Source organism: Stygiolobus caldivivus (assembly GCF_019704315.1).
Classification (GTDB): domain Archaea; phylum Thermoproteota; class Thermoprotei_A; order Sulfolobales; family Sulfolobaceae; genus Stygiolobus; species Stygiolobus caldivivus.
In genome coordinates this window covers 2359144-2375407 of record NZ_AP024597.1, presented here as the reverse complement: position 1 = coordinate 2375407, position 16264 = coordinate 2359144, and the positions used below count along the sequence as shown (strand labels likewise).

The window sequence follows — 16264 nt, the reverse complement described above, 5'->3', positions numbered from 1 at the left end:
ATAACACGAGTTAGGTGAAGCTGTTGGAGTATAAGCCGAGTAAAATGTTGTCTAATACCGACGTTAGGCTTTACTTTTTACAGCACTTTCTACAGCCTGTAATGATCATCTCGACAGTATTTCCAGCTTACCTCTTTTTACAGACTAAAAACCCGTTACTGGTAGGAGTTTTACTCAGCATTTCTTACGTGTTAGGGCATCTGAGTAGTGTAGCGGGTTTCTTAACAGATTATATAGTAAACACTAGGAGGTACGATCTAATACTTTCACTGTTAAGCGGGACTTCTTTTTTACTATTTTATTTCCTTTACCGTTTTGAACCAGGTTTTATTTTCTTAGTTTATACTGTGATTATCACTATACACTCTTTTAAGGGGACAAACCACGTAAAGGTATTAAGGAATTTGGTAAATTCTGCCTCAGAGTACAGAGTGGTGTGGATTACTGTAAACATTGTAAGAACCGCTTCGGCGATCGTATTCTTGTACCTAACCCTTTTCGTGATCGGTTTAAGGTCACTGCTTTTAGTCCTCGGCTTATTCATGTTGTTAATACATACTCCTTTAATTTTCAAGATTAAATACCCTAAAGGCACCGGTAGTGCGAAACTCCTCTTCTCCCTTTCAATTTCAGTATTTAAAAAGGATCGAGCGGTAACGTTCTTCTTTGTAGATACACTTTTCGCAAACTTTATAGGCGGTTTATTACCGGTCTTTCTGGTGTTTTTTGCGCAGTCTTATTTCTTCCTCAACTACATGGTCTACTACTCAATGACGATCGCATACAGTAGTATTTCACTCCTTATTTTTACTAAAATTAATGTTGAAAAATATAAAAATAATCTGTATTATATTTTTATATTTTTCAGAGGTCTTATCCCCGTGATACTTTTGGTTTCTCTAGCCTTTGTCCAGCCTCAGTTTTCTTTAATCCTCATACTGTTTTATTGGCTCTTCTTGACCCTTTACAGCTCATTTATAAGCCCTATTTTCCAGGTGAAAATACCTAAAGAGGTTATTGCGTCTTATAACGGCTTACTTGCGACCTTAGGTAGTATTTTCGGTGCTTTGGGGAATATTTTATTATCTTTTCTAGAACTATTAGTGGGGCAAAAGGATGTTGTAATAGTCGCCTCATTTCTATTACTTGGTTATATTGTCCTCGCTCTGTTGGTATTTAAAAATGTGTTGAAGCAATAAAAACTGCATAGCCTCTCAAACCATTTACTTTATGTTAGCTTTTTACTTTGAGCGGGTTCATAATGTAGCCGTTAGGCTATATATGTCCGACTATACTTTGGAGACGTCATAATATAGTCTTTATTCGATAATACTTGCAAAGAAGTTTTTAGAATTATATTGAGATTATCTGCGTCTAGAACGGATAAGTTATACTAGGTGGCTGTAGCTCACACGGCGGGGCGTTAAATTACCTCCCCATTTACTATAAATGGACTATGAGTACTCTTCCGATGCGTCTATTCCTATTACCCCTGTCCCTTGCCATTATCAGCGGTTTTTATGATGTTCGATTTGACGGTAGGGATTAGCCACGTCTAGCTTAAGCTCTCCTTTAGGCTATGTTTTCCCAGCCGAGGAGACTACTCCGTTTGTGGCTGTTCCTTCATTTCAACCTTTTTATCTTCGTTCATGATCTGGTGCAGGGACTTAGCCTTAATCACCTTGTAGATGTGCCATGGAGCTCCTTCGGGCCTAAAGGCACAAAGATCTCATCTCTGTAGTTTTTACTCTTTTTGTCCACATTAAAATGGGGCTCGTTTTCGTCATAGAAATGTGGTATGAACGAGGAAAAATATTTATATTAACAATGAAAAATAACTCAGTTCAGACCCTAAAACTTATTCATAAAATCTTGACCAACATTATTAATATTAGTACAATAAAAATTTTAATATTAAACATAATATTAGATAAATATTATTGGAAAATATTCTAAATAAATAATTCTAATTAATTATGCTAATTAGGTGTTAATAGGTAGAAACATCCAAAGGGGAAAATAAATAATATTTGTGAATATACATTAATTATTGTGAGAATGTGATAAAAAAGAATAACACAGCGTTAATAATCCTCATGGTCATTGTAGTTAGTCTAGGCCTATATTTACACTATTTATTTACACCAGTTTTTATGGGTATAGTAAGTACTTCTAACGGCACGATCAGGTATTTCTGGGTTCAGACACAAGTACCATCATTTGTGATCAGGACTTATCTTAACGGGAGCCCAGTAAGTGCTAGGATCTTCGTCCTTATTAATCAACCTAATAATGTGATTTTCTATAAGAAATATATAGGTTCCTTAATACAGATACCTTTTTCCGCTATATCAAAATATGTTGAAGCATGGAGAGGCTGGAGTAACACTAACACTTCTTTACTAGTTTTTGTGTCGTTAAACGATTCTGTAACAGCTATGGAGATACCATATAACCCTTCATGGGTTTTAAATAACGAACCTATTAAGATTGAAGTCAAGATCAATATGACACCTAAAGTTATAAAGGTGGCGAATCTGACGAAAATAGAGCAACAATTAAAGAAAGTAAGGGATAACCTAAAGATTAAAACAAGTTATATTTATTGTCCTTACTGCCACGATAACAAAAGTTATAATTATATAGTGGATTCTACAGAAAAATCGCTTTACACATGTGGTGTTCCACCTCTTACAGGTCTTGTGGCTATTAATGCTACATATTTCTACAATTTTTCAGTACCGTTAAGTTGGGTAACTGTGAGTAATGATGTGAATAGCTATAGCGAATACAATCATATAATTCTTTCGTCTGAACTCGAAGGCACGGTTAGTTGGTATGCGATATCTACATTACTCCCCTATTACTTAGGCCCTTCTTATTCAACGAATGTAAACTGGAATACTGAAATAGTTAGAAATATGTCTACACTTTCTAAACTAGATAACCCTACTCTCTATACATATTATAACGCCACGATTGCAGTAATTACATACGAACTTTTTACACCACCAAGAGGGCCCCCAAAGTATGATACGGTCTTCGAAATTCTTTCTGTTAAAAACCAAATCGGAAACGCCGTTGAAACCAGTAATGGTTTTACGTGCGTAATCTATAATAATCTTAACTCGTCAAACGGTAAGGAATACGTGCTGTTACCTATAGGTAATGGTACCGTAACGTATTACTATAACCTAGTACCTTACATGAATATGTCACTCAACTTTGTAAAGTACGGTTATGCCAACTGGAATGGTGGTAGTATACATGTATCAGGGAATGTTTCGGAGTCCGAGCAGGCGATCTATTTCTCGGCAAATTATTTAACTACTTATATAACTAATGACCAAGTAGGCGCTATTGCATTTGATGGGATAGACCTCCTACTTACAGCGTTAGTCCCAGAGATAGGAGTTCTTGCAGATCTAGGGATAACCGTAGTATTAGATATCGTAAATTATGTTCTCCTAGGTAGCTATACTGTAGTAGAAAATTACTTTATAAACACCCAGGTGACAATTACCGTACCGTATGGGGGTAGCGGTCAACTATATGTTAGTTTCTCGAACTACACAACGGGAATAGAGACGCCGTTAGATGGTTTCATATTAAACTATTCGAGTTATTACAAAGGTTAGGGATATTCACGCGACCTTTGTGAATTAGAAATCCCCATTAAATTAATATAAACTCTGTATATATATATAAAAATAATCCAATATAAGAGGAGTCCATTGGATATTCTATAATCAAGCAAGAATACATTAAACAAGTTCATAAATACGAGCTTGGTGGTAGGTAAGGTGTTGCATTAGGGTCGTTCCCCTGAGTAAATACATCTGGTAATAAACTTAGCCTATTATAAGGCGAGAAATTCCATTGGACAGGGATATCGGCTTGGTTTATTACTATCCATGCTAAAGCCTCCCAAGGATATACGTAATAATAGCCATAACTTTTGAGAGAGGAGATAATTTGGTTCTGCTCGTCCTCAAATTGTCCATAGATAAAATCTAATGCTGAAAAGAATGTAAAGGGGTTAATTCTAGGTATAAAGACGTTCCCACTGTAATAGACAGGTGGGAGGTCGCTTGTTACGTTTACCTTAAGTTGCTGATCCATTAGGTCTTGCAGATATATGATATAGGGGTACCAATGAGACCTACAGATTAGCCCTATTTGGGACCAGCTTCCGTTCTGGTAATACTCCAATAGCCCTATTGGTTCATACTCTGGGACTGGGGTTAATGAGATGTCATAAGGGTAGAAGTTCATCATCACCCTTACCCTTAAATTGTTGCTAAGGTATTGTGTAAAGAGGACCTTATGTGGAGAAGGTTGTGTATAACCGAAAGCCTGGATTTTCTCCGTAAAATCATTTATACTTGACGTATATTGATCAAGGAAGATAGATAATTCGTTTACGTTACTTATTGTCGCTAGTCTATATATTTCTTCAGGACCTACAGATAAACCGGAAGGCGGGTTAAATAAAGATGGTAATACAGAATAGACGCTCGACGTTTGAGGGAACTGGCTTAAGTACGAGTACGAGTAAGCTATCGCATTAAGGATGTCTTGAGAGGAGTACTCACTAATAGATGAATAGTTTAGGACTTGTTGATATAAATTACTTAAGTTGTTGAGTGCGTCTCCTACAGTTAGGTCTACGTCCCCAAAAACCTTGATCCCCTTATAAAGGAGAACTGAGCCTGCCAAGATCGCAATCGAATTTATAATGAATTTTCTTCTAGTAAGCATTTTATTTACCTAATTACAGTTTAGGCATTTTAATTTTTCCTATGTATACACTATATGAAAATATATAGGCATATAATGTGTAGCGATATATCTTAAAAACTAATACAATTTAAGACCTAGACATCACTTTTAGGGTGGACGTAGTGTTATCACTGAGATATTCCTCAATTTTATTACAATAGTTATAACTTATACAAAACCTTATTTTAGCACCTACTATAAGTAGGAATTTCCTTACTTAATAAATTTATAATACAAATAACGGGAACCATGATGCTTACTTCCTACCTCATAAAATATTTCCATTGAATTAATACTTCTCGTCCTATAGTATAAAAAATTATTAATATATGGAATATGTTTTTCTTAATAACATTTGATTTTTCTATAAGTCTCGCGTAAGCATATTTATTTTGTCTTCCTATTTATATAAACCTGGTAGTTGTAAGAGGTTTTCTAAGCATATTTAAATCATTCAAGCTAAAATCAAACACGTTGTAGATAGGATTAAAACTGTAAATTATACGTTATATATTGAAAATGTCTTACCTTGAAGAAGTTCAGAAAAATTACGGTAGATTAAAGTTGTACATAGGTGGAGAATTCAGGGAGTCCAAGACTCAAATATGGGGTAAGTTATACAACCCTGCAAAGGATGAGGCTATAGGTGAAGTTCCATTCTCGTCTAAAGAGTAAGCTAGAGAAGCAGTAGAGACGGCTCAAGAGACCTTTAAGAAGTGGAGAGAAGTGCCGATAACTACGAGAATACAGTATCTATTTGCATTGAAAAGCAAACTAGAAGAACATAAAGAAGCTATAGCGAGAATAATAACGCAAAATCATGGAAAGACGATTCAAGAAGCGAGAGGCGATATGAGAAGGACCATAGAAAATGTAGAAGCTGCGATAGCAGTCGCTTATACATTAGCAAAAGGAGAACATCTAGATCAAGTTTCAAATGACGTAGATGAAAGTGTGATAAGAGAACCTTTAGGAGTTTTAGGTGTTATAACACCATGTTTCATTATCTCACTAATATTATTACTGACGATTTCCGTGACAAGACCATTACTCTGTAGAGTTTACAATATCTACAGCCTCGTTGAGGTTCTCATATTCTATCACGGCAAGAACGGGACCGAATATCTCCTCTTTAGCAATCCTCATATCCTTTGTCACGTTATCAAATATTGTAGGGTTTATAAAGTAACCGTAATCGTATTCTTCACTTCCTCTTATTGGTTCACCTCCATAAACTAACTCTCCGCCTTCTTTCTTTCTAATTTCAATATAACTCATAACCTTCTCAAATTGATCCCTACTTGATACAGGACCCATGTCCACACCTTGTTTTAACTCATTGCCTATTACGACCTTCTTAAACTTCTCAATTAGTTAGCTTATAATCTTTTTGTGGAGTTCCTTAGGGACTAAAAATCTAGAAGTAGCTAAACAAACTTGCCCAGCATTCCTTATAACCGACCTGGTTACGTGTTCAATTGCTAGCCTTATATCGCCATTATTCGTCAATAGAGTGGCGTTTTTACCCCCAAGTTCCAGCTGAACTCTTACGAATCTATTTCCGAGTCTACCGTTTATTTGCTTGCCTACATCTAAAGAGCCTGTAAAGGAAATGGCTACCACATCTTTATTAGTAACTATCTCATCACCAACTTCACTACCGCTCCCAGTAACCATATTAATTACGCCCTGTTGCAGTCCGGCATCATAAAATGCTTTAACAAGCTCATAAGCGGTGTTCAGAGTGTTAGTAGCCGGCTTAAATACCACTGTATTTCCAGATGCTATTGCAGGTATTATCTTCCAACCTGGAATTAAGAAGGGGAAATTCCACGGCGTTATTACACCGACAACTCCTAAAGGCTCCCTCATTATTAGTGTGAAACTATTTTTAAGGCTTGAAGGTATAGTTTTACCTAAAGAGTTTAGGATCAATCCACCGTAAAACCTGAGTAATATTGCAATTCTTTCCACTTCATATCTACTCTCTGGAATGGTTTTACCCTCTTCTAAAGTTAAGGTTCTTGCAATTTCGTCCATCCTACTCTCCAATATCTCTGCTGTCTTGAACAAGATCTTAGCCCTTTCATATGTTGTAGTTTCCTTTCACTTCTCAAAGGTTTCCTTAGCTACTTTCACGGCGTCTACAGCATCACTCCTCATTTAATCTGGGGAACTTTGATATAACTTGCTTGAAATCAGCAGGGTTCCTCACTTCATAAAACTCTCTATCCTTAGGAATGATGTATCCACCTATAAAAACACCTTTCTCGAACATCAGTTAGAGGATTTACACTTAACTATAAATATATATCTTCAAACATATTTTAAAACTTGAGTAGTATTTCATAGTGTCGTTATTAAGCTATAAATTGTGGATGAAAGGAATCTTATCCCAGAGCGATGGTGTGAGACAAGGAGTTAATATGCCTTAAGTACTGTGAAGAGACCTTATAACTTAGTGACTGTACTATGATAGCATCTATCTTATTTTTCTTATATATTGAATATAGAAATTAAAAATAAAATTATGCAAAAAGCATAAATTTGCCGCAGTATATGGGTCGTTTACGGATCCATTGCAATTTACATTTGTCTTATTGAGATGATACTTTAACTGTTAATTATACATTGGGTAAAATTAATACTAAAAAGTTGATAGGACGGGTAACGAGGGGGATTATAACTTAAATTAGACAGGACGTTTAACAAGTAGCTGGTTATTTACACATAGAATTATACTAATTCAATAGAGGATATTTCAATTTGCAATGGGGGCATGAGTGGCCCAAAATAATTATAATCGAATATTTTAGTAACTACACGTCTACAAAAATTTCACCCTCGTTCAGTGTAGCCCTTGGGAAATAGCCTACCTAGCTGATAAGAGAAATTTCTAGGTCTATACTACGTCATAGTCCCGTTATGGGAAAAGGTAAAAATGACTTTATTATAAGGTGGTAGAAAAAGAGGAGACGGGGGGAAGGGAAGTTTTTAAAAAAGTGTCCGACTTTTGAGCTGAATACCTAAATTGTACTCACTCATCAGTGTAGGTAGAAGAGCTCGGCCCTACTAGTACTTCACCGGTTATGTTACCCGCTGACGTGTAAAATAGTGCCGTATATTCACCTGGCTTTATTGTAAACGCGTAAGGTTTTAGAGTTACGGTATTGTTAGTAGAGTTAGTAGGGTAAAGGTATATATTGTAAGTACCGTTTCTGTCGATCCAGACTACTGTGTAAAACGTGTTGTTCCCTGCGGGTTCATACGCGTAGTAGAATGTACCGTTTAACGAGACACCGTAGAAGTTTATATGCCCTACTGGGACAAATGACGTCTCGTTTATGGTCAGTACGTAATAACCGTTCGTCTCGTTAATGGTCGCAGATCGTATGGTTATACTCGGCTTAAGGGACTTGGGGACGAAGTTTACCTCTATACTCAGGTTATCGTCCTGCATTATTACCTTGCCCGTATAGAAGCCTGGTTTTATTTTGAAACTGTACGGTGCAGGTGTGGAATTAGTAGTTGACAAATAAATGTCGTATACATGTGTACCGTTATCGAGCCACACTACGGGGTAGTTCTCGTAGAAAGCGTAGTAGTAAGTTTTGTTCAATATCACCCCGTATAAGTTGAGGTGTTTACCTACGTTAAAGTTAGCCGTGATGTTTGCGATTAAGACATAATATCCGTTTACGTATTCTAGTGAATACTTGTTCATTTTCACAGATATCATATTGGGCCCCGTGTTACTGGTCATATGGCTCGTATAGTTGGACACGCCTATCATTACCATAGCTATTAAAAATAATACGATCACGATAGCTCCTATAACTAGGGTTTTTTCCATATCAGTAATATATTAATTATAGTTTTAAGTCTTATCTATATATATAATATAACCCTATATAATACACGTAATAATTTTGCCAAAATTAGATATATTTTTTAGCAAATTAATACTTATGTAAACTGCATATAATACTTGTAAAGGTGTGATTTTTAATATAGAAAGGGAGGGAGTAATTAGAGTTTATGACCGGAGGGCACTGAGGTTTACTTTCCGTAACTCTATAAGTTAAGGTCTTGCTGTTAATGACACTTTGTCGGGAAAGTGGGACATGAACTTCTTCACTTTCGGGCTTATGACAATCCTACAGTAGGGTTGGTTAGGGTGCCTCTCAAAATACTTGTGGTGGTACTCTTCAGCCTCGTAGAAGGCTTCAAAAGGCTTCACTTCTGTTACGACTTTTTTGCCAAGTCTCTTTTCTACTTCCTTAATAACTTCTTCTGCTATCCTGCGTTGTTCCTCGTTATGGTAGAGTATTATAGAACGGTATTGGGGGCCTATATCGTTTCCCTGCCTATTTGGGGTCGTAGGGTCATGGATCTCAAAAAATATTTCTAGTAGTTCCTTGTAGCTTATGACGGTGGGGTCAAAGGTTATCTGGACTACTTCTGCGTGTCCCGTTAAGCCGGTACACACGTCTTCATATGTGGGGTTAGGCACCCAACCGCCTGAATATCCCGGCCTAACGTCTATTACTCCCTTGACCCTAGAGAAGACCGCTTCGGTACACCAAAAACACCCGCCGCCTAATGTAGCTTTTTCCATAAGGTCTAATGCCCGTTTACAGTATTAAATTAATGTTAGGTAAAATTTTATACATATAAAGCTATACCTTCTAAAAAACTGGTATCGTATGGTAAAGGGACAGGAAAAACACCATGTTTCAGACCCGTCTCTCCTTAAACTTGTCCCCACTGCGAAACACACTTACCAACAAATGTCATCATAAGCCATTAAGGAAAGAGCCACTGCTACTATAAAAAAGGAGAAAAATGGAGAAAAATATAGTACAAAAATAAAGTATTTTATTAAGAAAGCATCACTTAAAGGTAAGGAAATAATGTATTTTAATTACCTAGCATAGCGCCAGTATACTTGAAGTTCAAAAGGTCTATTACTCAACACACTCACTCTGTAAAATAATTTAAACCCCTTCCTCGTAGAAAATAGTATGATAGTTTTTAAGATCCTTAACTCTGAAATAGTTTATGACGGAGACGTAATAGAGGTGAAAGAAAACATACCGAATAGTGAAGTTTATATGAAAATTTACGGAGGTATGATAGGTAAGCTCTCACTTGAAACGCCACACTATAAAATTTCAGGGAGGAACGTCCATTTACCCTCAAAGGAGATAAACTTAGCGGATGTAAAGTCCTTTGTCTATTCTGCAGTTGGTAAGATAATAAGGGAAGACAAAAAGCCTTCAGTTTCCGTCAGTAGTGAGGGTATAGTCTACGACTTTTCGGTAGAAAGCCACGAAGTGAAAATAACAGAGAAGGTACTGAACGGGGTGCATATCCTCTCCACAGCCCTACAGAAACCGCTTTTGGGCTCCACCATGAACGTCCAGTTACCCCCTTGGGTCGCCCCGTTTAAGCTACTTTCCGCTTCAATCTCGTTAGACGAAAAGCCCAGAGACGTGATAAGGAAACATTTTCAGCAGATAACTAAGGTCACCACTGTACGTGGGTATGTAGAAAAGGGTGGGTTAAAGTTGGTAAGGTTTTACTCTGAAGAACCGGGGAGGAGGATTTTATGTTATACACAGGTAATGGGGTACCTCTGCTTTGAGGACACTGGTAGGGTCCAAGAGGTTAGACCTACTGATAAAGAGGTACAAGGTATTATAAACGATATCCTCAGGGATTACGTAAAATGCACCGTAGAGAGAGGGATGGTATTAGTTTAGTCAGAGTACTCCCTTTTTGTGATTTTCGGGAATTAGCTCAATAGTGTGGGCTTTCCCCAGGTCTTTTACGGCTCCCTCAAGGTTTCTTTTACTTATCTATAATAGATTAGAAAAATTTACACTAAGCTTATTGATACATAGTACGTGAAAAGACGTAAAATAAAGGGTTAATAATTTAGTTTATACAGAACGGTCGTTGTATACTGTATTATTACTATACTGAGTCAACCAATTCATGAGAGATGACCACAATTCGAAAAGGTTCCGTCAAAGTCCAAGCATACAGTGCCCTTGAGAAAGTTTATATCACGGGGAAAATTACGTAGTAATGTGTATACGTTAAATTTTACGAGAGAATGGGACTCAGCCCTATTTGAGTTCACGAGGTTGCTTAGGGAAAAACTCGGTGATAACCTAGTTATGATTGTTGGTCTGGACGAAAATGACGTTGTTTATGACAGTAATGTTTTGGTTGTTGTGAGGGAGAAGAGTGATTCTTTAATAATGAGTGTGGCTGAGATAGCTTTACAAGTCAACTCTAAATACGAGTGTTCCATAAACTTCCGCATATCCACGGTCGAGGACACCCAAACTATAGAAGCGTTTATGTATTCAAGTAAACCTCATGACTGTGAGCAGTCCTTTAATGAGTTCAGGGAAAAAGTACTGAAGATAGGCGGAGTAGTCGACGTAACGAAGAGCGACGCTTATGACAGTAATGTTTTGGTTGTTGTGAGGGAGAAGAGTGATTCTTTAATAATGAGTGTGGCTGAGATAGCTTTACAAGTCAACTCTAAATACGAGTGTTCCATAAACTTCCGCATAGTGGAAAATGGATAAAATTAATATCCTTCTACATGAAGCTGAGAAAGATATAGAGGTCGGCTGTTATAACAAGGCTGTTTCAGCGTGTTATTTTGCGGTCAGGATGCAAATAGAGGTTTTGGCAAATAAACTCGGGTCTAATATCCCCAGAAGGGGCGATAAACTCATCAATATCCTAAAGAATTTAGGTAAGGACGACTTGGCTAAGCACTCACTCTACTTATACGAGAGGAGAAAGGACGCTGATTACGGACATGAGAGCCTCAATAAGGACACAGCATTAGCTTGTCTGAGTATCTCAAGGAGGTTAGTGTAGGAAATAAATAGAATTATAAACCGCTTATAGTCTTTCCGTGTGAAGAAGGGTCACTTTACTAGCAGAGGGGTGAATTTATACTTAGTCAGGGACTAAAGCGCAAGTCCTCATTCTCCTGCTTAACAAATTTTTACCTTTACATTAGCGGCACTGTTGCCCTTTATTAACTGACCGAGTATAATTACAATAACTATTAGTTATCTCTTTCATCTAGGCATAAAAAATAACAACAAAGAGTGTGCCTTTATTGGTCTCTGCGTTTTCTAAAGCACTTGCCGGTATATTATACTTAATCAGCTTATAAAGGGCAACGTTATTATGGTCTTTTTGGCGTGTACTCACGAAGGGACACTGCCTGAATATCTCTATCATGAGGCGTATAAGTTAAGTCGTGAAACTGCACCAGCAAAAGTCAAAACCGCTTTGGTATTTATTGTCATAAGGACTTTAATTATCTAGCCCCGGTAACAAGCCCGATGACGATGTTACGTACTTTGACACCTTAAAGGTCAGCTATAGGACGACCCTTGACTTGGGACATGGCTATGAAGGTATCACTAACTTTACGTAACCCTTTATCTATACCCTAATATAATTGTTAGGGCGCTATTGTACCTTTCCTCGAGCTATATCTGAAAACAGAACGAAAAGGTCCCTAAAGGTGGGAGTAGGGGTGAAAAGAAGGGACGTCGTAACTAAAAATTACTGACTAGAAATATTTTTAATGATAGATATTACAGTACTAATTATGGAGTTAATAGAAAAACTGATTTCCATTATCCCTGAGGAAAAGGTCAGGGACTTGGTTGTAGGCTTAGGCTGGACTGTAGTCTTGTCAGTTCATGCAGGGATGGCTATGACTTATAGGTTTAATGAAGAACCAAGAGATGTCAACAGCTTGCATGAGATGAATACTAAAGAGTTAGCTCAGCTCCTAAGGAGTTGGAACTTTCTTGAAGCCTCAGTTGGACTGGCTGGTATAAACTCTGCATTGCCAATTCCCAAGAGCTATAAGATAGCTAACGCACTTGACCTAGCCCTTCAGGAGAGCGAAGGAAAAGTCGTAACTATGGTAGGTTACTTTTTTCCTTATGTCGAAAAGTTCAGGGAGAAAGCCAAGCGGTTTTACGTCTTGGAACTAAACCCTAACCTAGTCGACTCGCGTAAAAACGTTTTATACACCTTTGCGGCTGAGGAGGTCATACCAAAGAGTGATATTGTCATCTTTACGGCAACTACGATAATAAATAAGAGCATAGAGAGGCTGTTGCAGTTAAGCAGGTCAGCTAAGGTCTATTTAGTAGGCCCCTCTACACCTATGACTGATGTCCTCTTCGATTACGGGATTGATGTAATAGGGGGTGTCAGGGTCAAGGACGAAGAGAAGTTGGTAAGAGTGATAAAGAACGGGCTCTGTTTTCCCTTTTCTGACTTTATGAGGAAGCATGTATTAGAGGAAATAGTGATAGAGTAACTCCCTATTAATAGTGTTCTGTAATGAACCTTTAGGTCACGTTTCAAACACAGTGCTAACAAACTTACCTACATGAGGAAAATAAGTTATTCCCTTGGCGGTCGTTTCCCCTAAAATGTGATAAAAAATCTTTTAGACCTTTCTAAGGTCAAGTAAGGTGCTTCATATTTAAGGACTATTTATAATCCCTAGCTGTCTTACCTCGCACTTTATCTGAAATTATTCATAACTTTATCCTCGAAGTCGGGTATCTCAGGTCGCTCTAATACGTAAAAAGGGAAAGAAAAGGTGTTTATGGTGGTTTTACGTCTATAGCAGCTACTGGGCATACGTTTACACATGCCATGCAAAAGATACAAGCTTGTTCGTTTATTGGGAAAGCTTTTTTCTCCGATGCCGGATGACCTGGCGTGTCTAGCCATTGGAATACGTTTACGGGGCAGGCATTTATACACGAACCGTCTGCTATACACAAGTCAAAATCTACTCCTACTATTGTACCCCAGATACCCAGCTGTTTAGGTGGGTTATACGGTTCATAAATCTTTATACCGTTTTGTTCACTTACCACTTTTCTGTTAGTTCTATAGTTAGGGTCTATAGGCATTTTAGGGTTACCCAAAATAACTGGTTGCTCTACATATAAAAATTTAGCGTATAGTTGGACTCATTAGTTTATTGTAGTTTAATAGAAGTCTCGAAGACGTAAAATGACCTTACTTAGATGGCCCGCGTCAAGAAAGACTGGGTTAAATCAGTGGCTACGTTCCGCAAGGGTGAGCATTGACCCCGCATTTATCACTAAAATGGTTATCACGGGGTTTTCCTCCGGTCTTATACCTGATATACGGGTTTGGCGTGGGTCGGATTTTGAGTGTGGGGTTTTCCTCCGCTGGTTTATTCGAAGTATAAATAAGGTGTTCGGTGAGGTTAATGTGAGTAATGTAGTAATAATATGGCCGGGCTTTGTGGTACTGCGTAAGGTACAGTCTCCTTTGGGTTATTCGTATGATGACGTTATAGCCCAGGCTAAGGTCTATATGGGTATACAAGACGAGGGCCTCTTTAGGAGCTGGGCGAGGTTTATGTTGTTTAAGCATGGGGTTATAAATGGCTAGATGGAGAGGGGATATGAGCCATTGGTTAATATTGTGCGGGAGGTACTCGGTCTTGTGCACGAGACGGCGGAGCGGGGGTTGAAAGTGTGATAAACTGTGTAGTGCGTTTTCAAACGGTGAAGAGGGTAGAATAAATTTCTTAAAGCCTTTATGACGCGAGTTGTAGTTTAGGTAAAATCGTTACGTTTGTCATCTTTTTACTAACTAGGCGTAAGAGATTGTCAATTCCTCAGCTTAAGCTCCAATTCCTTAGGCATCTAACATAGAATGGGTATAAGTATGTACATAAGCGTTAAGGATAATACTGAACTACACGTTTCTGAACCAGCTTGTTCTCTTGGAAAGGACTGTAAATGCCGCGTAGGGGAAAAAGCCTTCGAGTATTTCAGCCTTCTCCTCACTGCCCTTCCTACACACACTTATAGTCCTCCCCATAATAAGTGCGGAGGCGACACACTATCTACCTTATTGGGGGTGTAATCATATGGCTTAAACTCACTCGTGCCAAACACAGATAAACATGGGGCCTTTTTATCCTTTTGTAATTCTTATAAAAATACCACATGCTTTATCTGCATTTCAGCTTTAAATTTTAGTCACCACTCTCTTAACTCTATCTAATTCTTGTCCTTTAGTCTCTGGGACTAGGAATAGTGTTATTAGTGCCGATAATAGCGCTACTATACCGTAAATCCCTACCATTCCTCCTAACCCTATAATGGATACTAGCGAAGGGAATAGTGAGATCACGGTAGCTGATGCTGTCCTATCTACTGCTACGCTGATAGCTTGTGAAGTCCCCCTTATTTTAGTGTGGACTAGTTCAGGGGTGACCATTCCGGAGCCTATTATTGACGCAGGTCCCATGGCAGAAAACAAGTAATTTAACATGTAGAATGTTAGTCCTAAAACTGCACCTTCACCCGTTAGTTTACCGGTCTCATATAGGCCGAATAATGACGGGTCTAAGAGTAGTAGTGAATAAAGGATTAGCCATATTGATACACCGGTATATCCTATCACTATTAATGGTTTTCTCCCTATTTTATCTATTAAGAAAATACAGAGTAACTGGCCTGGGATCCCCGCAAAGAACTGTGCAATGTATGTAAACATTATCGGTGTTATACCTAAGTTATAGGCAATTGTTATAGGTCCGTATATGGCGAATGTAGACGAGTAGATATCATAGAGTAACCACAATACTGCTGAGATGATCACTAGGAATAGAGAGGACATAAACCTCTCTCTAAAGCTGCCCTTATCTATATCTATTTTGACGTTAACCCCTTCTTTTTCTAGATCCCTGATTTCTTTTTCATCAGGTCTAACTTTTGACAGGAAAAGTAAGGTCTCAGTCAGTTTTCTCCTCGCGAATATTACAGACAATGCGGGGACAGCACCGAGACCTAATACTATCCTCCATGCTAGTGATTGAGGTAATTGTAATGTTAACTGGTCTACGAAGGCTGCTAGTACAGCGCCTAGGCCCCACATTACCGCGAATGTTATTACCATTGCTCTTCCCCTCTTTTGTTTTTCAGCGTTTTCTGCTACTATTATAGGGGATAACACGTAGTCTGCACCTACACCCATGCCTAATAGTAACCTTGAAAGGAAGAGTTCACTATAGTTTTGCGATAAAGCTTGTAAAGCTGCTCCTATAGCCATTAGAGTAACGTCTATCCCGTACATTTTCTTCCTCCCTTCAATATCCGAGATGAGCCCGAAAAGTAGTGCTGAAACTGCGGCACCTAGATAGGAGCCTGCGACCAGCAACCCTTCTGTTATCTTAGTCATGGGGATAAACGCAGATATAGTGTATATCATTAGTGATAGCGAGTACAAGTTGTAACCATCTGAAAATACGCCCATTCCTGAGATAAGGACTGACTTCCAGGTGAGTTTCATACAAGATTTAGTATATACTTACAGTTAAAAATTTTGATTATTTACTTTTCGACAAATCACGTCAGGCCCCTAA

Annotated in this window: 14 protein-coding genes and 2 pseudogenes; 9 read left to right on the top strand and 7 right to left on the bottom strand. The window is 38.1% G+C overall.

Annotated elements, in window-relative coordinates; translation table 11 throughout:
* Positions 1-14 precede the first annotated feature (14 nt).
* The gene (locus KN1_RS11805; protein WP_221287856.1) at positions 15-1199 is read left to right on the top strand and encodes a hypothetical protein; all 1185 of its coding nucleotides are present in this window, start codon (positions 15-17) and stop codon (positions 1197-1199) included.
* Between the two features lie 861 nt (positions 1200-2060).
* A complete protein-coding gene (locus tag KN1_RS11800; protein WP_221287855.1) occupies positions 2061-3638 on the top strand; it encodes a hypothetical protein in 1578 nt (525 codons plus the stop codon).
* 136 nt (positions 3639-3774) lie between these two features.
* On the opposite strand, the gene KN1_RS11795 is transcribed toward KN1_RS11800, so the two are convergent.
* Positions 3775-4761, bottom strand: coding sequence for a hypothetical protein (locus KN1_RS11795; RefSeq protein WP_221287854.1), 987 nt, complete (start codon positions 4759-4761; stop codon positions 3775-3777).
* Positions 4762-5301: 540 nt separating this feature from the next.
* On the opposite strand from KN1_RS11795, the gene KN1_RS14805 reads away from it, so the two are divergent.
* Both KN1_RS14805 and KN1_RS14800 read left to right on the top strand, forming a co-directional pair.
* Positions 5302-5457 (top strand): hypothetical protein, encoded by a 156-nt coding sequence (locus KN1_RS14805; RefSeq protein ID WP_225905680.1) that lies wholly within the window; start codon positions 5302-5304, stop codon positions 5455-5457.
* Between the two features lie 51 nt (positions 5458-5508).
* Positions 5509-5718: pseudogene (locus KN1_RS14800) on the top strand (aldehyde dehydrogenase family protein); the annotation flags it as partial.
* A 111-nt stretch (positions 5719-5829) separates the two neighbouring features.
* Here KN1_RS14800 and KN1_RS11785 read toward each other — a convergent pair.
* The 4 genes and pseudogenes from KN1_RS11785 to msrA form a co-directional block, all read right to left on the bottom strand.
* A pseudogene (locus tag KN1_RS11785) lies at positions 5830-6834 on the bottom strand (aldehyde dehydrogenase family protein).
* 100 nt (positions 6835-6934) lie between these two features.
* Positions 6935-7060, bottom strand: a complete 126-nt coding sequence (locus KN1_RS14995) for a hypothetical protein (protein ID WP_258712512.1) — start codon at positions 7058-7060, stop codon at positions 6935-6937.
* A 759-nt stretch (positions 7061-7819) separates the two neighbouring features.
* The gene (locus tag KN1_RS11780) at positions 7820-8635 is read right to left on the bottom strand and encodes a hypothetical protein (protein ID WP_221287853.1); all 816 of its coding nucleotides are present in this window, start codon (positions 8633-8635) and stop codon (positions 7820-7822) included.
* A 228-nt stretch (positions 8636-8863) separates the two neighbouring features.
* Positions 8864-9400, bottom strand: coding sequence for a peptide-methionine (S)-S-oxide reductase MsrA (gene msrA / locus KN1_RS11775; RefSeq protein ID WP_221287852.1), 537 nt, complete (start codon positions 9398-9400; stop codon positions 8864-8866).
* Positions 9401-9806: 406 nt separating this feature from the next.
* Between msrA and KN1_RS11770 the strand changes: the two genes are divergently transcribed.
* The 4 genes from KN1_RS11770 (at position 9807) to KN1_RS11755 (ending at position 13162) form a co-directional block, all read left to right on the top strand.
* On the top strand, positions 9807-10547 hold the full coding sequence (locus KN1_RS11770; RefSeq protein WP_221287851.1) for a hypothetical protein: 741 nt from the start codon (positions 9807-9809) through the stop codon (positions 10545-10547).
* A gap of 330 nt (positions 10548-10877) precedes the next feature.
* Positions 10878-11387, top strand: a complete 510-nt coding sequence (locus tag KN1_RS11765; protein ID WP_221287850.1) for a hypothetical protein — start codon at positions 10878-10880, stop codon at positions 11385-11387.
* Positions 11380-11688 carry a HEPN domain-containing protein gene (locus tag KN1_RS11760; protein WP_221287849.1) on the top strand — a complete coding sequence of 103 codons (309 nt, stop codon included), beginning with the start codon at positions 11380-11382 and terminating at the stop codon, positions 11686-11688. Before KN1_RS11765 ends, KN1_RS11760 begins: the two co-directional genes overlap by 8 nt.
* Positions 11689-12436: 748 nt before the next feature.
* Positions 12437-13162, top strand: a complete 726-nt coding sequence (locus tag KN1_RS11755) for a DUF364 domain-containing protein (RefSeq protein WP_221287848.1) — start codon at positions 12437-12439, stop codon at positions 13160-13162.
* 292 nt (positions 13163-13454) lie between these two features.
* On the opposite strand, the gene KN1_RS11750 is transcribed toward KN1_RS11755, so the two are convergent.
* Positions 13455-13769 carry a 4Fe-4S dicluster domain-containing protein gene (locus KN1_RS11750; protein WP_221290738.1) on the bottom strand — a complete coding sequence of 105 codons (315 nt, stop codon included), beginning with the start codon at positions 13767-13769 and terminating at the stop codon, positions 13455-13457.
* 328 nt (positions 13770-14097) lie between these two features.
* Here KN1_RS11750 and KN1_RS11745 point away from each other — a divergent pair, with 328 nt between their 5' ends.
* Positions 14098-14280 carry a hypothetical protein gene (locus tag KN1_RS11745; protein WP_221287847.1) on the top strand — a complete coding sequence of 61 codons (183 nt, stop codon included), beginning with the start codon at positions 14098-14100 and terminating at the stop codon, positions 14278-14280.
* A gap of 585 nt (positions 14281-14865) precedes the next feature.
* Here KN1_RS11745 and KN1_RS11740 read toward each other — a convergent pair.
* Positions 14866-16191 (bottom strand): MFS transporter, encoded by a 1326-nt coding sequence (locus tag KN1_RS11740; RefSeq protein WP_221287846.1) that lies wholly within the window; start codon positions 16189-16191, stop codon positions 14866-14868.
* Between the last annotated feature and the right edge of the window lie 73 nt (positions 16192-16264).